This is a genomic window from Ruegeria sp. CE8, from assembly GCF_056537465.1.
Genome location: NZ_JBQFRP010000014.1, coordinates 94100 through 112450, shown reverse-complemented (window position 1 = coordinate 112450; position 18351 = coordinate 94100). Strand labels below are relative to the sequence as shown.

Below are 18351 nucleotides of genomic sequence, written 5' to 3'. Positions count from 1 at the left end.
GAAAAAAGGTTCCGGAGCTACGGAACCGCAACAAAAAGGAAAGTGACACGTGGCACGTATTGCCGGCGTAAACATCCCGACTGCAAAGCGGGTACCTATCGCCCTCACATATATCACCGGTATCGGTAACACCTCGGCCAAAGCGATCTGCGAGGCCGTGGGCATTGAAGCGACCCGTCGCGTCAACGAACTGTCCGACGCCGAAGTTCTGAAAATTCGCGAATACATCGACGAAAATTTCACCGTCGAAGGTGATCTGCGTCGTGAAGTTCAGATGAATGTCAAGCGCCTGATGGACCTGGGCTGCTATCGCGGTCTGCGTCACCGCCGCAACCTGCCGGTTCGCGGTCAGCGTACCCACACCAATGCTCGTACCCGTAAAGGCCCCGCAAAGGCCATTGCTGGTAAGAAGAAATAAGGGAGGGTCTGACTGATGGCACGTGATAAGACTCGCGTTAAGCGCAAAGAGCGTAAGAACATCGCATCGGGCGTCGCCCATGTGAACTCGACCTTCAACAACACCAAGATCCTGATCTCGGACGTACAGGGCAACGCCATCTCGTGGTCGTCTGCCGGTACCATGGGCTTCAAGGGATCGCGGAAATCGACACCCTACGCCGCTCAGATGGCTGCAGAAGATGCAGGCAAAAAGGCGCAGGAACATGGCGTCAAGACGCTGGAAGTCGAAGTTCAGGGCCCCGGATCGGGCCGTGAATCGGCTCTGCGCGCGCTGGCTGCAGTGGGCTTCAACATCACGTCGATCCGCGACGTGACTCCGATCGCTCACAACGGCTGCCGTCCGCCGAAGCGTCGTCGCGTCTAAGCGATTTTGAATTGAGCTGGGGCTGTGTTTTTGCACGGCCCCAGCACGTCATTTTGAACCTCGGGCGTCTGCACCTTGTTGGTCATGGGGCGCGGACAGGAATGGAGGGATTACATGATCCATAAGAATTGGGCTGAATTGATCAAGCCGAACCAGCTGGAAGGCAAGCCGGGCAACGATCCCGCACGTCAGGCGACTCTGGTTGCCGAGCCGCTGGAGCGTGGCTTTGGTCTGACTCTGGGCAACGCGCTGCGCCGCGTTCTGATGAGCTCGCTGCAAGGCGCGGCCATCACCAGCGTTCAGATCGACAACGTCCTGCACGAGTTCTCCTCGGTTGCGGGCGTACGTGAAGACGTCACCGACATCATCCTGAACCTTAAGCAGGTTGCTTTGCGCATGGAAGTCGAAGGCCCCAAGCGCCTGTCGATCAATGCCAAAGGCCCTGCAGTTGTCACCGCTGGTGACATCAGCGAGAGCGCTGGTATCGAGGTTCTGAACCGCGATCACGTCATCTGCCACCTGGACGATGGCGCTGACCTGTTCATGGAGCTCACCGTCAACACCGGTAAGGGTTATGTCTCGGCTGAGAAGAACAAGCCGGAAGACGCACCTATCGGCCTGATCCCGATCGATGCGATCTATTCGCCCGTCAAAAAGGTTGCCTATGACGTTCAGCCGACCCGTGAAGGTCAGGTTCTGGACTATGACAAGTTGACCCTGAAGATCGACACCGACGGTTCGATCACGCCGGAAGACGCGCTGGCTTTTGCCGCACGTATTCTGCAGGATCAGCTGTCGATCTTCGTCAACTTCGACGAACCGGAATCGGCTGGCCGCCAGGACGAAGACGATGGTCTGGAGTTCAACCCGCTGCTGCTGAAGAAAGTAGACGAGCTGGAACTGTCGGTCCGTTCGGCAAACTGCCTGAAGAACGACAACATCGTTTACATCGGCGATCTGATCCAGAAAACCGAAGCCGAGATGCTGCGCACCCCGAACTTCGGCCGCAAGTCGCTGAACGAGATCAAAGAAGTGCTGTCTGGCATGGGTCTGCACCTCGGCATGGATGTCGAGGATTGGCCGCCCGACAACATCGAAGATCTGGCGAAGAAATTCGAAGACGCGTTCTAAGCGCGTCTTCACCAATGCCCGGGCTTCCGGGGACTGCATGGGCACTTCCGCCCCAAGGAGAGCCGGTGACACGCATCGCCGGCCAGACAAAGCAAAACGCGAAAGAAGGAACTAGAAAATGCGTCACGCACGTGGTTACCGCCGCCTGAACCGTACTCATGAGCACCGCAAGGCGCTGTTTGCGAACATGGCTGGCTCGCTCATCGAGCATGAGCAAATCAAAACAACTCTGCCCAAGGCAAAAGAACTGCGCCCGATCATCGAAAAGCTGGTCACTCTGGGCAAGCGCGGCGACCTGCACGCCCGTCGTCAGGCCGCAGCACAGCTGAAAGAAGACAAAGACGTCGCAAAGCTGTTCGAAGTTCTGGGCCCCCGCTACGCCGAGCGTCAGGGCGGTTATGTCCGCATCCTGAAAGCTGGCTTCCGCTATGGCGACATGGCGCCGATGGCGATCATCGAATTCGTTGATCGTGACGTAGACGCCAAAGGCGCAGCTGATAAAGCGCGCGTTGCCGCTGAAGAGGCTGCTGACGAAGAATAAGAAAGCCTGGCTTTCTAACTTGAACCCCTGCGTCCCGGACGCGGGGGTTTTTTCTTTTTTACCCCGCAGTGTCGCAATCAAAGCATTTGCGGCGGTATCCGTTGATGAAATCCAGAACGTCGCAGATCATGCTGTATGCTGAGCGTGGAGGACGGATGATGGCAATCCCAACGGAAACACCGAACGAACTGACAGGGCCGTCTGTCTGGATCGGTCAGGACATGCGCACGCGCCAGAGTGAATGGATCATCGACCTGACGGCGGACGACATCGACGACCTTGAGCAAGCCGCCCGTCATTACCTGAGCCTTGGAAGAGATATCGGTGAGATCACAAAGGCCGCTTTCCCGCTGAAACGATTTGACCAGCATCTGGCGATGCTGCGCGACAAGCTGATCAACGGGATTGGGTTCGAAGTGATCCGTGGCCTTCCGGTGCAGGATTACACGCAACAGATGGCAGCTACGATTTTCTGCGGCGTCGGTGCCCATTTGGGCTCGGCCCGGTCGCAGAACGCTCAGGGTCACATTCTGGGGCACGTTCGGGATATCGGTGCGGATGCGAACGATCCGAACACCCGGATTTATCAGACGCATGAGCGTCAAACCTTTCACACAGACAGCGCCGACATCGTCGGCCTTTTGTGCCTGCGCGAGGCCAAGGAAGGAGGGGACTCGCTGCTGGTGAGTGCAGAGACGATTTTTAACAGGATGCGGTCCGAGTGCCCGGATTTGTTGAAACTGTTGTTCGATCCGATTGCGACTGATCGACGAGGTGAAGTGCCCGACGGTATGGAACCATATATGACGATCCCGCCGTTTTCCTGGCATGATGGCAAATTGACGGTGTTTTACCAAAGGCAATATATCGACAGTGCTCAGCGTTTTCCGGACGCGATGCGGCTTACATCGGACCACGTCGAGGCGCTGGATCGCTTTGACGCGTTGGCGAATGATCCCGACCTTTGCCTGACCATGCGGCTACAACCGGGGGACATGCAATTCGTGTACAACCACTCGCAATTGCATGACCGAACCGGATTCGTGGACTGGCCGGACCCCGCTGAGCGCCGTCATTTGCTACGGCTCTGGCTTTCGCCCGAAGGGGACCGCGAATTGCCCGAAGTCTTCAGACAACGGTATGGCACAATTGAAGTAGGACAACGCGGTGGGATCATCACGGAAGGTACCCGCCTGCACGCCCCTTTAGATTGACGGCCCAACGCGCTGAGCTGATGCTTGCATTACGGCCCATGTAGACGCATATCCGATGGGCGAGTAATCGACGGATGGATCATGCGCAAAATTCTCTGTTCTCTGATGTTGGCGACGTTTGCTGTTTCAGCAAGCGCCGAAACGAAAGTTCCGACATTGCAGGCCGAAATCAGCCTGGGTTTTGCCCCTGTGGTGAAACAGGCCTCGCCGGCAGTCGTCAACATCTATGCCAAGATCGTGCGGCAGGGGCGATCCAATCCCTTCTTTTCGGATCCGTTTTTTGAAGACTTTTTCGGCCGAGGTTTTTCCGAACCGCGCCCACGGGTTCAGAACTCGCTGGGGTCTGGCGTCATCCTGTCAGCAGACGGCTATGTGGTGTCGAACTATCACGTGGTTGGAACGGCCACGGAAATCCGCGTGGTGACAACGGATCGGCGCGAATATTCGGCGCAGGTGGTTCTGGGGGATAAAGAAAGCGACATTGCCATTCTTCGTCTGGAAGAGGCCGAAGATCTGCCGCATCTGAACTTCCGCGACTCCGATCAGGTAGAGGTGGGAGAGCTGGCGCTTGCCATCGGCAACCCGTTTGGTGTGGGCCAGACTGTGTCGTCAGGTATTATTTCCGGGCTGGCACGTACAGGAACGGCCACGGGCAATGCGCGTGGGTACTTCATTCAGACTGATGCCGCGATCAACCCGGGCAACTCCGGCGGGGCATTGATCGACGTGAATGGCGATCTGATCGGGATCAACACTTCGATCCTGACGCGTTCGGGTGGTTCCAACGGCATTGGGTTCGCGATCCCGGCCAATTTGGTCGCCGAATTTCTGCGCCAGGCCAAGGCCGGCAATGCCAGTTTCGTCAGCCCTTGGGCCGGAGTCGCTGGTCAACACATGAGCGCCGACATCGCGGATTCCCTTGGGTTGGTAATCCCGATGGGTGTTGTGATCTCTGACCTGCACAGCCTAAGCCCGCTGGCTGAGGCCGGTCTGCGCGTGGGTGATGTGGTGACTCATGTGGACGGGGATGAGGTAAACTCGCCGGCCGAGATGAAGTTCCGCATGTCTGTCGCTGGTGTCGGGGGCACTTCGGTCCTGACCCGGTTGCGAGGCGAGGATAGCGCTGACGTCGAAGTCGATTTGATCCGAGCGCCGGAAACGCCGCCAGCAGATGAAACCGTACTGGACGACAACACCGTGATGCCCGGTTTGAAGGTGTCCCGCGTGAACCCTGCGGTGATTACCCGGATGGGGTTGTTGTTATCGCAAACCGGTGTCGTCGTGGTGGACGCGGGCCGGTATGGTGGTCGCTCGGGCCTGCGTGCAGGTGATGCCGTCATCAGCATCAATGGCGCGGATATTGAGCACCCCCAAGACGTCGTGGATGCGTTGACGGATCCGGGGCGCAGGCTGACTTTGGATGTGATGCGGCGCGGACAGGCCGTGTCCTTGCGGTTCCGTCTGTGACCTCGTGAGCGATCTGTTCGACACCGGGGCCACCGAGCCCGCTGCGACACCGCATCGTCCGTTGGCCGACAGGCTGCGACCGAAATCGTTGGCCGAGGTCATTGGGCAGGAACAGGTTCTTGGTCCGGACGCGCCTCTGGGGGTCATGCTGGCATCGGGCAGTTTGTCCAGTTTGGTGTTCTGGGGTCCTCCGGGTGTCGGAAAGACCACCATAGCGCGTCTTTTGGCGCAGGAAACCGACCTGCATTTCGTGCAGATCAGCGCGATCTTCACAGGTGTTCCGGACCTGAAGAAAGTATTCGAGGCCGCCAAGATACGGCGTCAGAACGGGCAGGGGACGCTGTTATTCGTGGATGAAATCCATCGTTTCAACAAAGCACAACAGGACGGGTTTCTGCCGCATATGGAAGATGGCACCATCCTGTTGGTTGGTGCGACGACCGAGAACCCGTCATTTGAACTGAATGCCGCTGTGCTCAGCCGGGCGCAGGTCCTGGTTCTGGAACGCCTCAGCCTGGCTGATTTGGAGCGTCTGACACAACGCGCTGAGAAAGAATTGGATTGCGCGTTGCCGCTGACAGGGGCAGCCCGCGAGGCCTTGCAAGAGATGGCGGATGGCGACGGGCGCGCGCTTTTGAACCTGATCGAACAGGTCGCGGCGTGGTCTGTGGATGCGCCATTAGACCCGGATGCTCTTTCAACAAGACTGATGCGGCGCGCGGCAAAGTACGACAAATCCGGAGATGAGCATTACAATCTGATCTCGGCGCTGCACAAGTCGGTGCGCGGGTCCGACGCGGACGCGGCGCTTTATTGGTTTGCACGAATGCTGACCGGCGGCGAGGACCCTCGGTATCTGGCGCGGCGGATCACGCGGATGGCGGTCGAAGATATCGGCCTCGCCGATCCGCAGGCGCAGGCGATTTGCCTGCAGTCGTGGCAGACCTATGAACGGCTTGGCAGCCCTGAAGGGGAACTGGCGTTGGCGCAGGCACTGGTGTATCTGGCTTTGGCACCGAAATCGAACGGGGCCTATGTCGGGTACAAGGCAGCCATGCGATTGGCCAAACAATCGGGTAGCGAGCCGCCTCCGAAACACATCCTGAACGCGCCGACCTCATTGATGAAGGATCAGGGATATGGTGCGGGTTATGCCTATGACCATGATGCCGAGGATGGGTTCTCGGGCCAGAACTATTTCCCCGATGGCATGGAACGCCCCGAGCTGTATCAACCGGTCGAACGCGGCTTTGAGCGTGAGTTGAAAAAGCGGCTGGACTATTTCGCCAAGCTGCGCGCACAGCGGAACAGCTAAGACGCCGCTGCGTCACAGGCGACAGAGCGCAAAAATCCAGCTTCCCTGAGATCGTGAGAGTCGAGGGAGGAAGCTCATGACCGTAACTATCGACAAAACGGATGACGTCTGGACCATCATTCACGACAGGCCAGAGGCGCGGAACGCCGTGGACAGTGATCACGCCAAGGCGCTGACCGATGCTTTTCTGGAATTCGAGCGGAGCCCGGCCAAGGTGGCCGTGTTCTGGGGAAAAGGCGGCAATTTCTGCGCCGGTTGGGACCTGAAGATGGCCGCGACCCTGTCTGACCCGGATTCGGGAGAGCCTTACTATGAAAAACATGCATTCCCGATTGGCTCTGCTCCATCGACCCTCGGTCCGATGGGGCCATCGCGTCTGGAGTTGTCCAAACCGGTGATCGGCGCAATTGAAGGTGCAGCGGTGGCAGGTGGAATGGAGCTGGCTCTTTGGTGTGACATCCGGGTAATGGCCGAAACCGCCTATCAGGGTGTCTATTGCCGCCGCTGGGGCGTTACCCTGATGGACGGAGGAACCGTGCGGCTGCCGCGATTGGTTGGGCAGGGCAAGGCGTTGGAAATTGCCCTGACGGGCCGCAAGGTCGAAGCCGAGGAATGCTATCGGATCGGGTTGGCCGAGAAGATCGTCCCGCATGGCGAAGCGCGTGCCGCGGCTGAAGCCATGGCCCATGAGATCGCCCGTTTCCCGCAAGAGGCCGTACGTGCCGACCGCCGCTCGATCATCGAGACGCGGGGAATGCCGGTGCGTGAGGCGCTGAAAGTCGAATGGGCCAACGGGTTAGAGGCGATCCGGCGCGAAGGCACGACCGGGGCAGGGCGTTTCCGCGATGGTGCAGGACGGCACGGGGATTTCTCGAACATCTGACCGGCTTGACTCTTGGCCCCTTGCACGCCACAGACGCGCATGTTTTCTAGGGCACTTACACACTGGTTTACCGGGCGGATAATCCGCGCGACGCAGGGGATATCGGCATGAGCGGCGTACAGATGATCACCGTGGCAGAAGGTGACGGCGACCAACGGCTGGATCGCTGGCTGCGCCGTCTGTTTCCACATGTCAGTCAGGGCCGGATCGAGAAGATGTGCCGCAAGGGTGAACTGCGCGTCGAAGGCGGGCGGGTCAAAGCCTCGACCCGACTTGAGGCTGGTCAGGTCGTGCGCGTACCGCCCTTGCCGGATGCCGACCACAAGCCCGCTGAAGTCAAACGGAGCATCTCGGACGCCGATGCCAAGATGATCCAGTCCTGCGTGATCTACCGCGACGATCATGTGCTGGCGCTGAACAAGCCGCATGGCCTGCCGGTTCAGGGCGGCAGCGGTCAGACCCGCCACGTGGACAGCCTGTCCGAGGCGCTGCGGTTCGGCTATGACGAAAACCCCCGCCTTGTGCACCGGCTGGACAAGGACACCTCGGGCGTTCTGCTGCTGGCCCGGACCCGTGAGGCAGCTAAGGGGCTGACGGCTGCGTTCCGTCACCGCGACACGCGCAAGATATACTGGGCTTTGGTGGCTGGCGTACCGACCCCCTATCTCGGCGAGATCAAGACCGGGCTGGTCAAGGCTCCGGGTCATGGCAAGCAAGGTGAGGGTGAAAAGATGGTCGCCGTTCACCTAAACGAGATCGACGACAATCCCGGCGCAAAACGGGCGCACACGCTCTATGCGACGCTCTACCGCGTGGCCGGGCGTGCAGCCTGGGTGGCGATGGAGCCGATCACCGGCCGCACGCACCAGCTGCGGGCACATATGGCAGCGATCGGGCATCCGATTATCGGTGACGGCAAATACGGCGGTTCGGGGCAAGAGAATCTCGGCGACGGCTGGGGCGCGCAACTGGGCGGGATCATCAGCAAAAAGCTGCACCTGCACGCGCGGCAAGCCTCGTTCCAGCACCCGGTGACGCGTAAGACCGTCACAGTCAAAGCACCTTTGCCCGAGCACATGAAGCACAGCTGGGACACGTTCGGCTGGACCGAGGATTTGGCCGCGGACGACCCGTTCGAGGAATTGCAATGAGCGCACCCTTGCGTTTGGTGTTGTTTGACGTCGACGGCACTCTGGTCGACAGTCAGGGCAGCATCGTTGCGGCCATGACCGCCAGTTTTGACGCATTGTCTTTGCAGGTTCCCAACCGCCAGGCGATTCTGTCCATCGTTGGCCTGTCTCTTCCTAATGCGATGGCGCAATTGGCACCCGACCTGTCCGGTGCTGTCCAGCAACGCCTTGTCGAAGGTTACAAGCAGGCCTACCACGCGCATCGCCTTGACCAAGGTGTTGCAAGCTCGCCGCTTTACCCCGGAGCAAGAGAGGTGATCGAAGCCCTGCACGCGATCCCCGAAGTTCTGTTGGGCGTGGCCACCGGAAAATCTCAGCGAGGGCTGGATGCCTTGATCGAAGGGCATGCTCTGGAGCGCTATTTCGTAACGCGGCAGGTTGCAGATCACCATCCCTCCAAGCCGCACCCGTCGATGATCGACACGGCGCGCGCAGAGACCGGCGTTAAGGCGGCAGATACGGCAATGATCGGCGATACCATGTTTGACATGGAAATGGCCAAGGCCGCCGGGGTTGCGGGCATTGGTGTGTCCTGGGGCTATCACGACCGATCCGCCCTGGATGGCGCAACCTGCGTAATTGAGACTTTTGACCAGCTGCCGCGCGCGCTGGATGACATCTGGACCTGAAGACATGAGCGACTGGAAGCCTAAACGATTTTGGACTGCGAGCGCCGTTGTTGAAGCGGACGACGGATACACGGTCGAACTGGACGGTCGCCGAGTGAAAACGCCTGCCAAAGCCGGGTTGATATTGCCGACACGCGCAATGGCCGAAGAGGTCGCGGCAGAGTGGGACGCACAGGAAAAAGAAGTCGACCCGACCCTGATGCCGTTCACCCGGTCTGCCAACGCAGCCATCGACAAGGTGCGTCACCAGCACGCCGAGGTTGCAGATATGCTGGCCGATTACGGCGATTCGGACTTGCTGTGTTACAGGGCGACCCACCCGCACGAGTTGCAAGAGCGGCAGGCAGATCAATGGGACCCGGTTCTGGATTGGGCGGCGGAAACCTTTGCTGTGCGCCTTGTTCCTGTGGCCGGTGTGCTGCATCAGCCGCAATCTGCGCCTGCGCTGGATACGCTTCGGCAGCGCGTTCATGAATTCAACGACTTCCAGCTTGCCGCTTTTCACGATCTCGTCAGCCTGTCCGGATCTTTGGTTCTGGGCTTTGCGTCGGCCTTGAATTGGCGCACTCCGGGTGAAATCTGGAAAATCTCAAGATTAGATGAGGATTGGCAAATCGAACAATGGGGCCACGATGACGAGGCCCACGCGGTTGCCGAAACCAAAAAAGCTGCCTTTTTACACGCTAAACGGTTCTTTGATATCTCGATTTGAGCCTATTCTGCCTGATTTTGTGTTGCAGACGAGGTCATCTCTGAATTGACTCATCGTTTTCACTGATCCGACCCTTGACGTTTGTTTATGAATGCGCCCAAACTCGTGGCCACTAAAGGGGAGACACCTTTGGGGAAACCTTTCTGGTGCCAAGGGTGCCGGACAGAGCCGTCCCGAACCGGGGCGGATAATCAGGAAGAGGTAAAAATGAAAAAATCCGTAATCTTGGGCGTGGCAACTGTCGCCGGCCTGGCTGCTGGCGCAGCGGCGGCGGGCACTGTTGATGATGTCAAGGCGCGCGGCAAACTGAACTGCGGCGTGGCGACTGGCGTACCCGGCTTTGCCAGCCCGGATGCCAATGGCGAATGGCAGGGCTTTGACGTGGCTGTCTGCCGCGCAGTAGCAGCCGCCGTTCTGGACGACCCGACCGCTGTTGAATTCATCCCGACCACCGGTAAAACACGTTTCACCGCGCTGGCTTCGGGCGAGATCGACATGCTGGCCCGTAACACCACCTGGACCTTCAGCCGCGATGTCGACCTGAAATTCGAATTCGTCGGCATCAACTACTATGATGGTCAGGGCTTCATGGTTCCGAAGGCTCTGGGCGTAAGCTCAGCCAAGGAACTGGACGGTGCGACTGTCTGCATTCAGACCGGTACCACCACCGAGCTCAACCTGGCGGACTTCTTCCGCATCAACAACATGAGCTACGAGCCGGTTCCGATCGAAACCAACGCTGAAGCGCAGCAGCAGTATCTGGCTGGTGCATGTGACGTCTACACCACTGACGCATCCGGTCTGGCCGCAACCCGCGCCACCTTCGAGAACGCAGCAGATCACGTGATCCTGCCCGAGATCATCTCGAAAGAGCCTCTGGGCCCGCTGGTTCGTCACGGTGACCACGAGTGGGGCGACGTTGTTCGCTGGACTCTGAACGCGCTGATCGCCGCTGAAGAAATGGGCGTGACCTCGGCAAACATCGACGAGATGGCTGCAGGTACCGACAACCCCGAAGTGAACCGTCTGCTGGGCAGCGAAGGCACTCTGGGTGAGATGCTTGGCCTGGACGCAACCTGGGCACAGCGCGCGATCAAAGTCGGCGGCAACTATGGTGAAGTGTTTGCCAAGAACATCGGTGAAGAAACTCCGATTGGTCTGGCACGCGGCCTGAACGCACAATGGACCGATGGTGGTCTGCTGTACGCACCGCCGTTCCGCTAAAATCCACGGAAAAGGGCGCAGGGCAACCTGCGCCCTTTTTCCATCAATAAGAAACACTCCCGGTTAGATTGAGCAAAGAACAACTTTGCCGGCAAAAAACGGGATGCACGGGGATATACATAGGTCATGACGACTCTCACTGACCCGCCGAAGGAGCAGTTCCGGCTGTCCATGCTCCTTTATGATACGCGGTACCGATCTGCGACCATTCAGGTCATAGCGATGATCGGTTTCATGCTTCTGGCAGCCTGGATTATCAACAACACCATTCAAAACCTCGAAACGCTGGGCAGAACAGTCGGATTCGACTTTTTCGCCGAACCGGCCAGTTATGACATCAACCAGCGTCTGCTGGAATACGATTCACGCGATACCCATCTGCGCGCGGCGTTCATAGGCCTGCTGAACACGCTGGTTGTCGCAGTTCTGGGCTGTATCACGGCGACAATTATCGGCGTCATGGTCGGCGTCCTGCGTCTGTCCAACAACTGGCTGATCGCCCGGATCATGACCGTCTACGTCGAGATGTTCCGTAACGTGCCGGTGCTGCTGTGGATCGTGTTCGCCATGGCCATCCTGATCGAAAGCCTGCCTGCACCGCGCGCCTTCCGGGGTGAAAACCCAGAAGCCACTATGGATCTGTTCGGCACAGTCGCTGTGACCAATCGCGGGGTCTATATCCCCGAATTCCTGTTTTCGCGTGGTTTGGGTGACATCCACCTGTTCGGCACGTCAAGCCTGCGGTTCGATGTTTCGCTGGACCTCATCGCCTTCCTGATCGTGCTTGGCGGCAGCATCTTCGCAATGCGCAAAGTGTCGGCCTGGGCCAATGCGGCGCAAGAAAAGACGGGCGACCGTCCGACCATCTGGCACATCCAGTTGGGCTTGCTGTTCGTTCCGTCGATCATTCTGCTGACTGTGCTGGGCTTTCATCTGGGCTACCCCGAGTTGAAAGGCTTTAACTTCACCGGCGGCACTCATTTGCGGAACTCGCTGATTGCCCTCTGGCTGGCCCTGTCGCTGTATACAGCGGCTTTCATCGCCGAGATCGTTCGCGCTGGTATCCTGGCCATCTCGAAAGGTCAGACCGAGGCCGCATCCGCTCTGGGTCTGCGCCCGGGTCGGACCATGCGCCTTGTGATCCTGCCTCAGGCGCTGCGGGTGATCATCCCGCCGATGATCTCGAACTATCTGAACCTCACCAAGAACTCGTCGCTGGCGATTGCGGTCGGATATATGGACATCACGGGGACCCTTGGCGGCATCACCATGAACCAGACCGGCCGCGAGCTGGAATGCGTTCTGCTGCTGATGCTGGTCTATCTGACCATCTCGCTGAGCATTTCGGCGGTGATGAACTGGTACAACAACCGTGTCAAACTGGTGGAGCGGTAATATGAGTGATGTTTCATTTGTCCGCACGGAAATGTTGCCGGAACAGGCGCCACCTGCCTCAGAGGTAGGCGTACTGGGCTGGATCCGGCACAATCTGTTCTCAAGCTGGCTTAACGCGATCCTGACCGTTATCTCGCTGATCTTCATCTATTATGTGCTTTCCAACATCCTGACTTGGACGTTCGAATCCGTTTGGAACGCCAATTCACTGTCGGAATGCCGTGAGATCATGATGGCGACGTGGGGCGATACGCATGGTCATGCCTGCTGGGGCGTGATCAAGGACCGGTGGCTGCAATTGCTGTACGGTTTCTATCCGCCTTATCCGGCGCATCCGGATGCAACGTGGTCTAACCCACCCGAAACCGGCGGCTGGCCCGCCTATTTCCGGCCGAACCTGACCTTCATCCTGTTGCTTGTCGCGATAGCGCCTGTGCTGTTCACCAACGTACCGCGCAAATTGCTTTTTGTGACGGCGGCCTACCCGTTCCTGTTGCCTTGGCTGATGTGGGGCGGCAGCATCTGGGGTCCGCTGATGGTCGCGGCTGGGCTGGGCATTGGGTATCTTGCGTACAAGTTTATTCTCCCAGTCGCTGGTTCACTGACAGCGATCATCGTTGCGGTGGCGCTACCTATTCTTTGGTGGTTGTTTGCTTCCGGTTCGGTTGCCGACGCTATCAACTCCGTCATTCCGATCGGCATTGCCCCGGTAGAAAGCCGCGACTTTGGTGGCTTCATGCTGGCGATCCTGTTGGGTGTTGTGGCCATTGGTGTCTCGTTGCCCATCGGCATCCTTCTGGCGCTGGGTCGTCAGTCGGATCTGATGATCGTTAAGTATCTGTGCGTGGGCTTTATTGAGTTCATCCGCGGCGTGCCGCTGATCACCCTGCTGTTCGTGGCATCTCTGCTGTTGAACCTGTTCCTGCCGCCGGGCACCAATTTCGATATCATCCTGAGGGTGATGATCATGATGACCCTGTTCTCGGCCGCCTATATGGCCGAGGTGATCCGGGGTGGTCTGGCTGCACTGCCGCGCGGTCAGTACGAAGGGGCCGACAGTCTGGGCCTGAACTACTGGCAGGCGCAGCGGTTGATCATCATGCCGCAGGCTCTGAAAATCTCGATCCCGGGCATCGTGTCGACCTTTATCGGCATTTTCAAGGATACCACGCTGGTCTCGATCATCGGTCTGTTCGACGTGATCGGCCTGACAAACGGCATCCGCGCTGATACCGCGTGGAATGGCATCTACTGGGAACTGTTTGCCTTTATTGGCGTTCTGTTCTTCGTCGTCTGCTTCTCCATGTCCCGTTATTCCATGTATCTGGAGCGCAAGCTTCAGACTGGCCATCGTTAAGGAGTTCAACACATGTCTGAACTTGCAATTGAACGCGAAATCGACCGCTCCAAGATGCAGGTGAGCGACGAGGTCGCCATCGAAATCACCAACATGAATAAGTGGTACGGGTCCTTCCACGTGCTGCGCGACATCAATCTGACCGTCAATCAGGGCGAGCGGATCGTGATCGCGGGGCCTTCGGGCTCGGGCAAGTCCACCCTGATCCGCTGCCTGAACGCGCTGGAGGAACACCAGCAGGGCACGATCATCGTGGACGGGACCGAGTTGTCGAATGACCTCAAGAACATCGACAAGATCCGTTCCGAGGTTGGCATGGTGTTCCAGCACTTCAACCTGTTCCCACACCTGACCATTCTGGAGAACTGCACGCTGGCACCGATCTGGGTACGCAAGACGCCCAAGAAAGAGGCCGAGGAGCGTGCGATGCACTTCCTGGAAAAGGTGAAGATCCCCGAGCAGGCCGACAAGTATCCCGGTCAGCTTTCGGGTGGTCAGCAGCAGCGTGTGGCGATTGCCCGCTCGCTCTGCATGATGCCGCGGATCATGTTGTTCGATGAACCGACATCGGCGCTGGACCCCGAAATGATCAAAGAAGTGCTCGACACCATGATCGAGCTGGCCGAGGAAGGCATGACCATGCTCTGCGTGACCCACGAGATGGGCTTTGCCCGTCAGGTCGCCAACCGCGTGATCTTCATGGACGCCGGTCAGATCGTGGAGCAGAATGAACCGGAAGAGTTCTTCAACAACCCACAGAGCGAGCGGACCAAGTTGTTCCTCAGCCAGATTCTGGGGCACTGATCCCGATCACATGCGCAAAGAAAGGCGGGGCTTTGGCCTCGCCTTTTTCTATTCTAGCAGCTCGCGAGGAGTAACAAATCCCAGAACGTCGCCGCTGTGCCACTGAATATCTGCCCAATTATTGGTGTTGAATCGGATCACGGCCGTCGCACAGGTCGGATAGTCGCAGAAACGAGCGTGTTCTGGCGGCTTTCGGACAATTTGACTGGCAAATGCCGCAATTCCGGGGTTGTGCCCCAGCATCAAAACCGTCTGCTCAGTGGCCCCGGACAGTTCGGTCAACATGTCTACTGGGCCAGCGTGATAGAGCGTTCGGCGAAAACACACTTTGTCAGCTTGCAAACCCATGCGGTCCCAGGTTTCCCGCGTTCGGGCTGAACTTGAGCTGAGAATCTCATCCGGTAACCAGCCGTTTTCCTGCAACCACGATGCAATCGCCGGGGCAGACTTGCGTCCACGCTTGTTCAGCGGCCTGTCATGATCGGAAAGGGCTGGGCTGTCCCAGCTGGACTTTGCATGGCGGGTCAGGATCAGGGTGCGGGTCATGACGGATGAAAAGCTCTCATATGGTGGGCGGATTGCTCCGGATCCCGCCCCGCGCCAGAACTGAGGGGACAGGACAGTCGCGCCAGGCAGCCTCCGGTCATGCAGGTCTGGCCGTCGACCGTGGAAAGGTGGTCGTGGCAGGCCGCCACATCGTAGAAGTCATGGCTGTTCAGCGCGCCGACTGGGCAGGTTTGCGTACACGGGGCTGGGCAGGTGGTGCAGGGTGATACGCCCGGCGTCTCGGGCAGAGGAAACTCTTGGGCGAAGTGCAGCGCGCCTCGGAATGAGATCATCATGCCGACCTCATCCTGCACCAAAGCACCAACGGGGCTGCTGAAAGTGCGCCCTGATTTCAACGCCCAGTCGATGAATGGCACGTAGGGAGGACCACCAAATGGGAAATGGGCCTCGGCGGATAACTCTTGCGCCATTTGGCCGACCACGCGCGACGACCAACGGTCCACAGGATCGCCGGACTGCCACTCGGGCGAGGATTTCAGCGCCGACCAGAACTCCGGACCAGCCCCCAACAGAATCAACGTACCGCCGTCCAGTTGCTTGGCATCTGTGAGGCGGGGATGCAGCGCACCCATGACGATCAGACCGGCCGCTTTTGCCGCCTGTTCGACCAGATCATAGGTTATAACCACAGTGTCAGAGGAGAGTGGGGCGCGATCTATCATGTCTCCTCCACCACTGAATCAATCCGGTCGGATCAGTGATCCGGCACCGTGTTCTGTGTAAAGCTCAAGCAAGACCGCATTCGGCGCGCGCCCGTCCAGGATGACAACCGCGCGAACACCGCTGTGAAGCGCGTCCAGCGCTGTTTCGGTCTTGGGGATCATGCCGCCTGCAATCGTACCGTCCAGCGTCATCTCGCGGATCTGACCAGCCTTCAATTCGGTCACAACGTCCCCAGCGGCATTCTTAACGCCCGAGACATCCGTGAGCAGCAGAAGGCGATCGGCCTTCAGCGCAGAGGCGATGGCCCCTGCCGCGGTGTCGCCATTCACGTTGAAGGTTTCTCCGTTGCGACCTGCGCCCAGCGGGGCGATGACCGGGATCACATCGTGTGCAAACAGGTCATGCAGGATTTTCGGGTTCATCTCTGCCGGGCTTCCAACGAAGCCCAGAGACTCGTCCGTCTGATCACAGAGCATCAACTGCGCATCCTTGCCCGACAAGCCAACGGCCATGCCACCCTGATCGTTGATCGCCTGAACAATACGTTTGTTCACCAGACCCGACAGCACCATCTCAACCACTTCTACGGTGGCTTTGTCGGTGACGCGCTTGCCGTTCACAAACTCGGACTGGATATCCAGTTTGTCCAGCATCGCGTTGATCATGGGCCCGCCGCCGTGAACGATCACCGGGTTCACACCGACCTGACGCATCAGGACGACGTCGCGCGCAAAGCTTTCCATCGCCTCGTCGCTGCCCATGGCGTGGCCGCCGAGTTTGATGACGACAATTGCGCCGTCATAGCGTTGCAGATAGGGCAATGCGCTGTTCAGCGTTGCGGCGGTGGCGATCCAGTCCCGGTTCATATCTCTTGTCTTCATGGCTGCAGTCCCTCTGGGAACCCGTGTTAGGAGTTTTGTGCAGCTCTGCCAAGACCGGATCGCGTGTAGGGCCGCGCCGGGTGGTCCGGAGCGGCCTGTTTTTAGATCAGCTCATCGCGCGTTTCATGGCCGGGATGTTGCTGACCAGCAGAAGGTCAAAGGCCAGCACGACCAGCAGCGTCAAACCCACCAGCGGGAAGGCCATCGCGGTGAACAGGCCGATCAGGACAGCCCCTTTCCACAATGGCAGTTCCGCAGGCATCGGCGGCGCGGCCAGACGCCCGGCACGCTGCGGCCGACGCTTGATCCACATCACAACGCCAGAGACGCAGACAAAGATGACCGACAGGCAGAACACCACGTTCAGGATGAAGTTCCACGTGCCCATCAGACCCATGTGAAACGGGATACCAACCGCCATGGATTTGCCCATAAGCGAGTAATCCTCATAACGGACATCCGCTAGAATCCTGCCAGTGTACTGATCCACGTGAACAGTGCGGTCATTCACCGGATCGGTCGAATCGCTGCTCATACTGTCCCGGTTCAGGGTCCAGACACCGTCCTCACCACCGGGATAGGCCACACGGAACCGTCCTGTCATGTCCAGCGCGGTGCCAAGCGCCACCAGCGCGTCAATATCGACCGTTGAGCCTTGTGGTACTCCATCGATCCCGGCGCCGGAGCCCGAGGCAGGCATTGGTGTCTGCTCCAGCGCCCAAGGGACGTCGTTCTGGTGCCCGTGGTTCATACTGGCGTGGATATCATCGGACAACGGGACATTGTCCCATTTCTCGGCCGGGAAACTGCTCCAAGGCTGGACGATCATTCCACCCCAAACACCGGCCCAAGAAAGGCCTGAGATCAGGAAGACCACCAACAGCCCGGACATCCAGAATCCGACAACAGCGTGCAGCGACTTCCACATTGCGCGACCGCGTGCGCGCATATTTGGCACCAGCGCTGCCATAGTGTTTCCGCGCGGCCACCACATGTACAGCCCGGTAAAGACCAGCAGCAGGCTGAGCCCCGCCGCGATTTCAAGAATACGGTCTCCGGTCGTGCCGATCATCAATGTGGAGTGGATGTTGTCGGCCAGATCGTACCAGCCCGCGCGGCGATCCCATACGTCAAGAACTTCTCCGGCATAAGGGTCGACGGCCACAAGGCGCTGACCCACTTCGGTTTTGATGCGGAAGACGGTTGCCAGATCGGCGGCTTTGGGGCCGATCCATTCCACGACCGTACCGGGCACCTGTTCAAGGGCGACCTCGGCCTGTTGGGACACAGGGAGCGCGTGCCCCTGAATGGTCACCCCGATTTTCTCTCCGTCGCGTCCGTCAAGCTGAGTGATGAACATCATCATCATCCCGGTGACGGCCAGAATGATTAGGAATGGGATGACGAAGATCCCCGCGTAGAAGTGCCACCGCCAGGCGGCAAAGTAGAATTTTTGCGCAGCAGTAGTCTGCGCCGGGGTATCCCCCAGGTTTTGGCTATTCATTGCCATGATAGTCTCCGGATTCGCTAATTGCCCTACGCAGTGCCTGCGTAG

19 protein-coding genes are annotated in these 18351 nt (G+C 58.8%); 15 read left to right on the top strand and 4 right to left on the bottom strand.

Translation table 11 applies throughout. The features are described from left to right. Nucleotides 1-49: 49 nt before the first annotated feature. From rpsM to ACR0AA_RS20020, 15 genes are all read left to right on the top strand, one after another. Complete coding sequence (rpsM, locus tag ACR0AA_RS20090) at nt 50-418, top strand: 30S ribosomal protein S13 (protein WP_170332212.1); 369 nt, start codon at nt 50-52, stop codon at nt 416-418. A gap of 15 nt (nt 419-433) precedes the next feature. Further along, entirely contained in the window at nt 434-823 is a 390-nt protein-coding gene (rpsK, locus tag ACR0AA_RS20085) for a 30S ribosomal protein S11 (protein WP_008757289.1), read from the top strand. A 114-nt stretch (nt 824-937) separates the two neighbouring features. After that, entirely contained in the window at nt 938-1954 is a 1017-nt protein-coding gene (locus tag ACR0AA_RS20080; protein WP_480756999.1) for a DNA-directed RNA polymerase subunit alpha, read from the top strand. Between the two features lie 118 nt (nt 1955-2072). Then, on the top strand, nt 2073-2495 hold the full coding sequence (gene rplQ / locus ACR0AA_RS20075; RefSeq protein ID WP_039538314.1) for a 50S ribosomal protein L17: 423 nt from the start codon (nt 2073-2075) through the stop codon (nt 2493-2495). A 104-nt stretch (nt 2496-2599) separates the two neighbouring features. Next, nucleotides 2600-3709, top strand: a complete 1110-nt coding sequence (locus tag ACR0AA_RS20070; RefSeq protein ID WP_480665799.1) for a TauD/TfdA family dioxygenase — start codon at nt 2600-2602, stop codon at nt 3707-3709. 78 nt (nt 3710-3787) lie between these two features. Next, nucleotides 3788-5176 carry a trypsin-like peptidase domain-containing protein gene (locus ACR0AA_RS20065; RefSeq protein ID WP_480757028.1) on the top strand — a complete coding sequence of 463 codons (1389 nt, stop codon included), beginning with the start codon at nt 3788-3790 and terminating at the stop codon, nt 5174-5176. A gap of 4 nt (nt 5177-5180) precedes the next feature. After that, on the top strand, nt 5181-6491 hold the full coding sequence (locus ACR0AA_RS20060) for a replication-associated recombination protein A (protein WP_480665798.1): 1311 nt from the start codon (nt 5181-5183) through the stop codon (nt 6489-6491). Between the two features lie 76 nt (nt 6492-6567). Next, the gene (locus ACR0AA_RS20055) at nt 6568-7374 is read left to right on the top strand and encodes a crotonase/enoyl-CoA hydratase family protein (RefSeq protein WP_480756996.1); all 807 of its coding nucleotides are present in this window, start codon (nt 6568-6570) and stop codon (nt 7372-7374) included. 107 nt (nt 7375-7481) lie between these two features. After that, the gene (locus tag ACR0AA_RS20050; protein ID WP_480665796.1) at nt 7482-8525 is read left to right on the top strand and encodes an RluA family pseudouridine synthase; all 1044 of its coding nucleotides are present in this window, start codon (nt 7482-7484) and stop codon (nt 8523-8525) included. After that, nucleotides 8522-9193 carry an HAD-IA family hydrolase gene (locus ACR0AA_RS20045; protein ID WP_480665795.1) on the top strand — a complete coding sequence of 224 codons (672 nt, stop codon included), beginning with the start codon at nt 8522-8524 and terminating at the stop codon, nt 9191-9193. The genes ACR0AA_RS20050 and ACR0AA_RS20045 overlap by 4 nt, the downstream gene beginning before the upstream one ends. A gap of 4 nt (nt 9194-9197) precedes the next feature. Then, entirely contained in the window at nt 9198-9905 is a 708-nt protein-coding gene (locus ACR0AA_RS20040; protein ID WP_480665794.1) for an ATP12 family chaperone protein, read from the top strand. Between the two features lie 207 nt (nt 9906-10112). Further along, entirely contained in the window at nt 10113-11129 is a 1017-nt protein-coding gene (locus tag ACR0AA_RS20035) for an amino acid ABC transporter substrate-binding protein (RefSeq protein WP_239344774.1), read from the top strand. A 126-nt stretch (nt 11130-11255) separates the two neighbouring features. Continuing rightward, nucleotides 11256-12524, top strand: a complete 1269-nt coding sequence (locus tag ACR0AA_RS20030; RefSeq protein ID WP_480665793.1) for an amino acid ABC transporter permease — start codon at nt 11256-11258, stop codon at nt 12522-12524. Between the two features lies 1 nt (nt 12525). Continuing rightward, nucleotides 12526-13881 carry an amino acid ABC transporter permease gene (locus ACR0AA_RS20025; protein WP_480756990.1) on the top strand — a complete coding sequence of 452 codons (1356 nt, stop codon included), beginning with the start codon at nt 12526-12528 and terminating at the stop codon, nt 13879-13881. A gap of 12 nt (nt 13882-13893) precedes the next feature. After that, nucleotides 13894-14685: an amino acid ABC transporter ATP-binding protein gene (locus tag ACR0AA_RS20020; protein ID WP_302477163.1), complete on the top strand. Its 792-nt coding sequence runs from the start codon at nt 13894-13896 to the stop codon at nt 14683-14685. Nucleotides 14686-14733: 48 nt separating this feature from the next. Here the strand turns inward: ACR0AA_RS20020 and ACR0AA_RS20015 are convergent, their stop codons facing one another. The 4 genes from ACR0AA_RS20015 to ACR0AA_RS20000 all read right to left on the bottom strand — a co-directional run bounded on the left by ACR0AA_RS20015 (nt 14734) and on the right by ACR0AA_RS20000 (nt 18306). Then, a complete protein-coding gene (locus tag ACR0AA_RS20015) occupies nt 14734-15231 on the bottom strand; it encodes a SixA phosphatase family protein (protein WP_480756988.1) in 498 nt (165 codons plus the stop codon). Beyond that, a complete protein-coding gene (locus tag ACR0AA_RS20010; RefSeq protein ID WP_480665790.1) occupies nt 15228-15914 on the bottom strand; it encodes a ferredoxin in 687 nt (228 codons plus the stop codon). The genes ACR0AA_RS20015 and ACR0AA_RS20010 overlap by 4 nt, the downstream gene beginning before the upstream one ends. 18 nt (nt 15915-15932) lie before the next feature. Then, nucleotides 15933-16796, bottom strand: coding sequence for an acetylglutamate kinase (gene argB, locus ACR0AA_RS20005; RefSeq protein ID WP_480665789.1), 864 nt, complete (start codon nt 16794-16796; stop codon nt 15933-15935). A 106-nt stretch (nt 16797-16902) separates the two neighbouring features. Continuing rightward, entirely contained in the window at nt 16903-18306 is a 1404-nt protein-coding gene (locus tag ACR0AA_RS20000; RefSeq protein ID WP_480665788.1) for a PepSY-associated TM helix domain-containing protein, read from the bottom strand. Between the last annotated feature and the right edge of the window lie 45 nt (nt 18307-18351).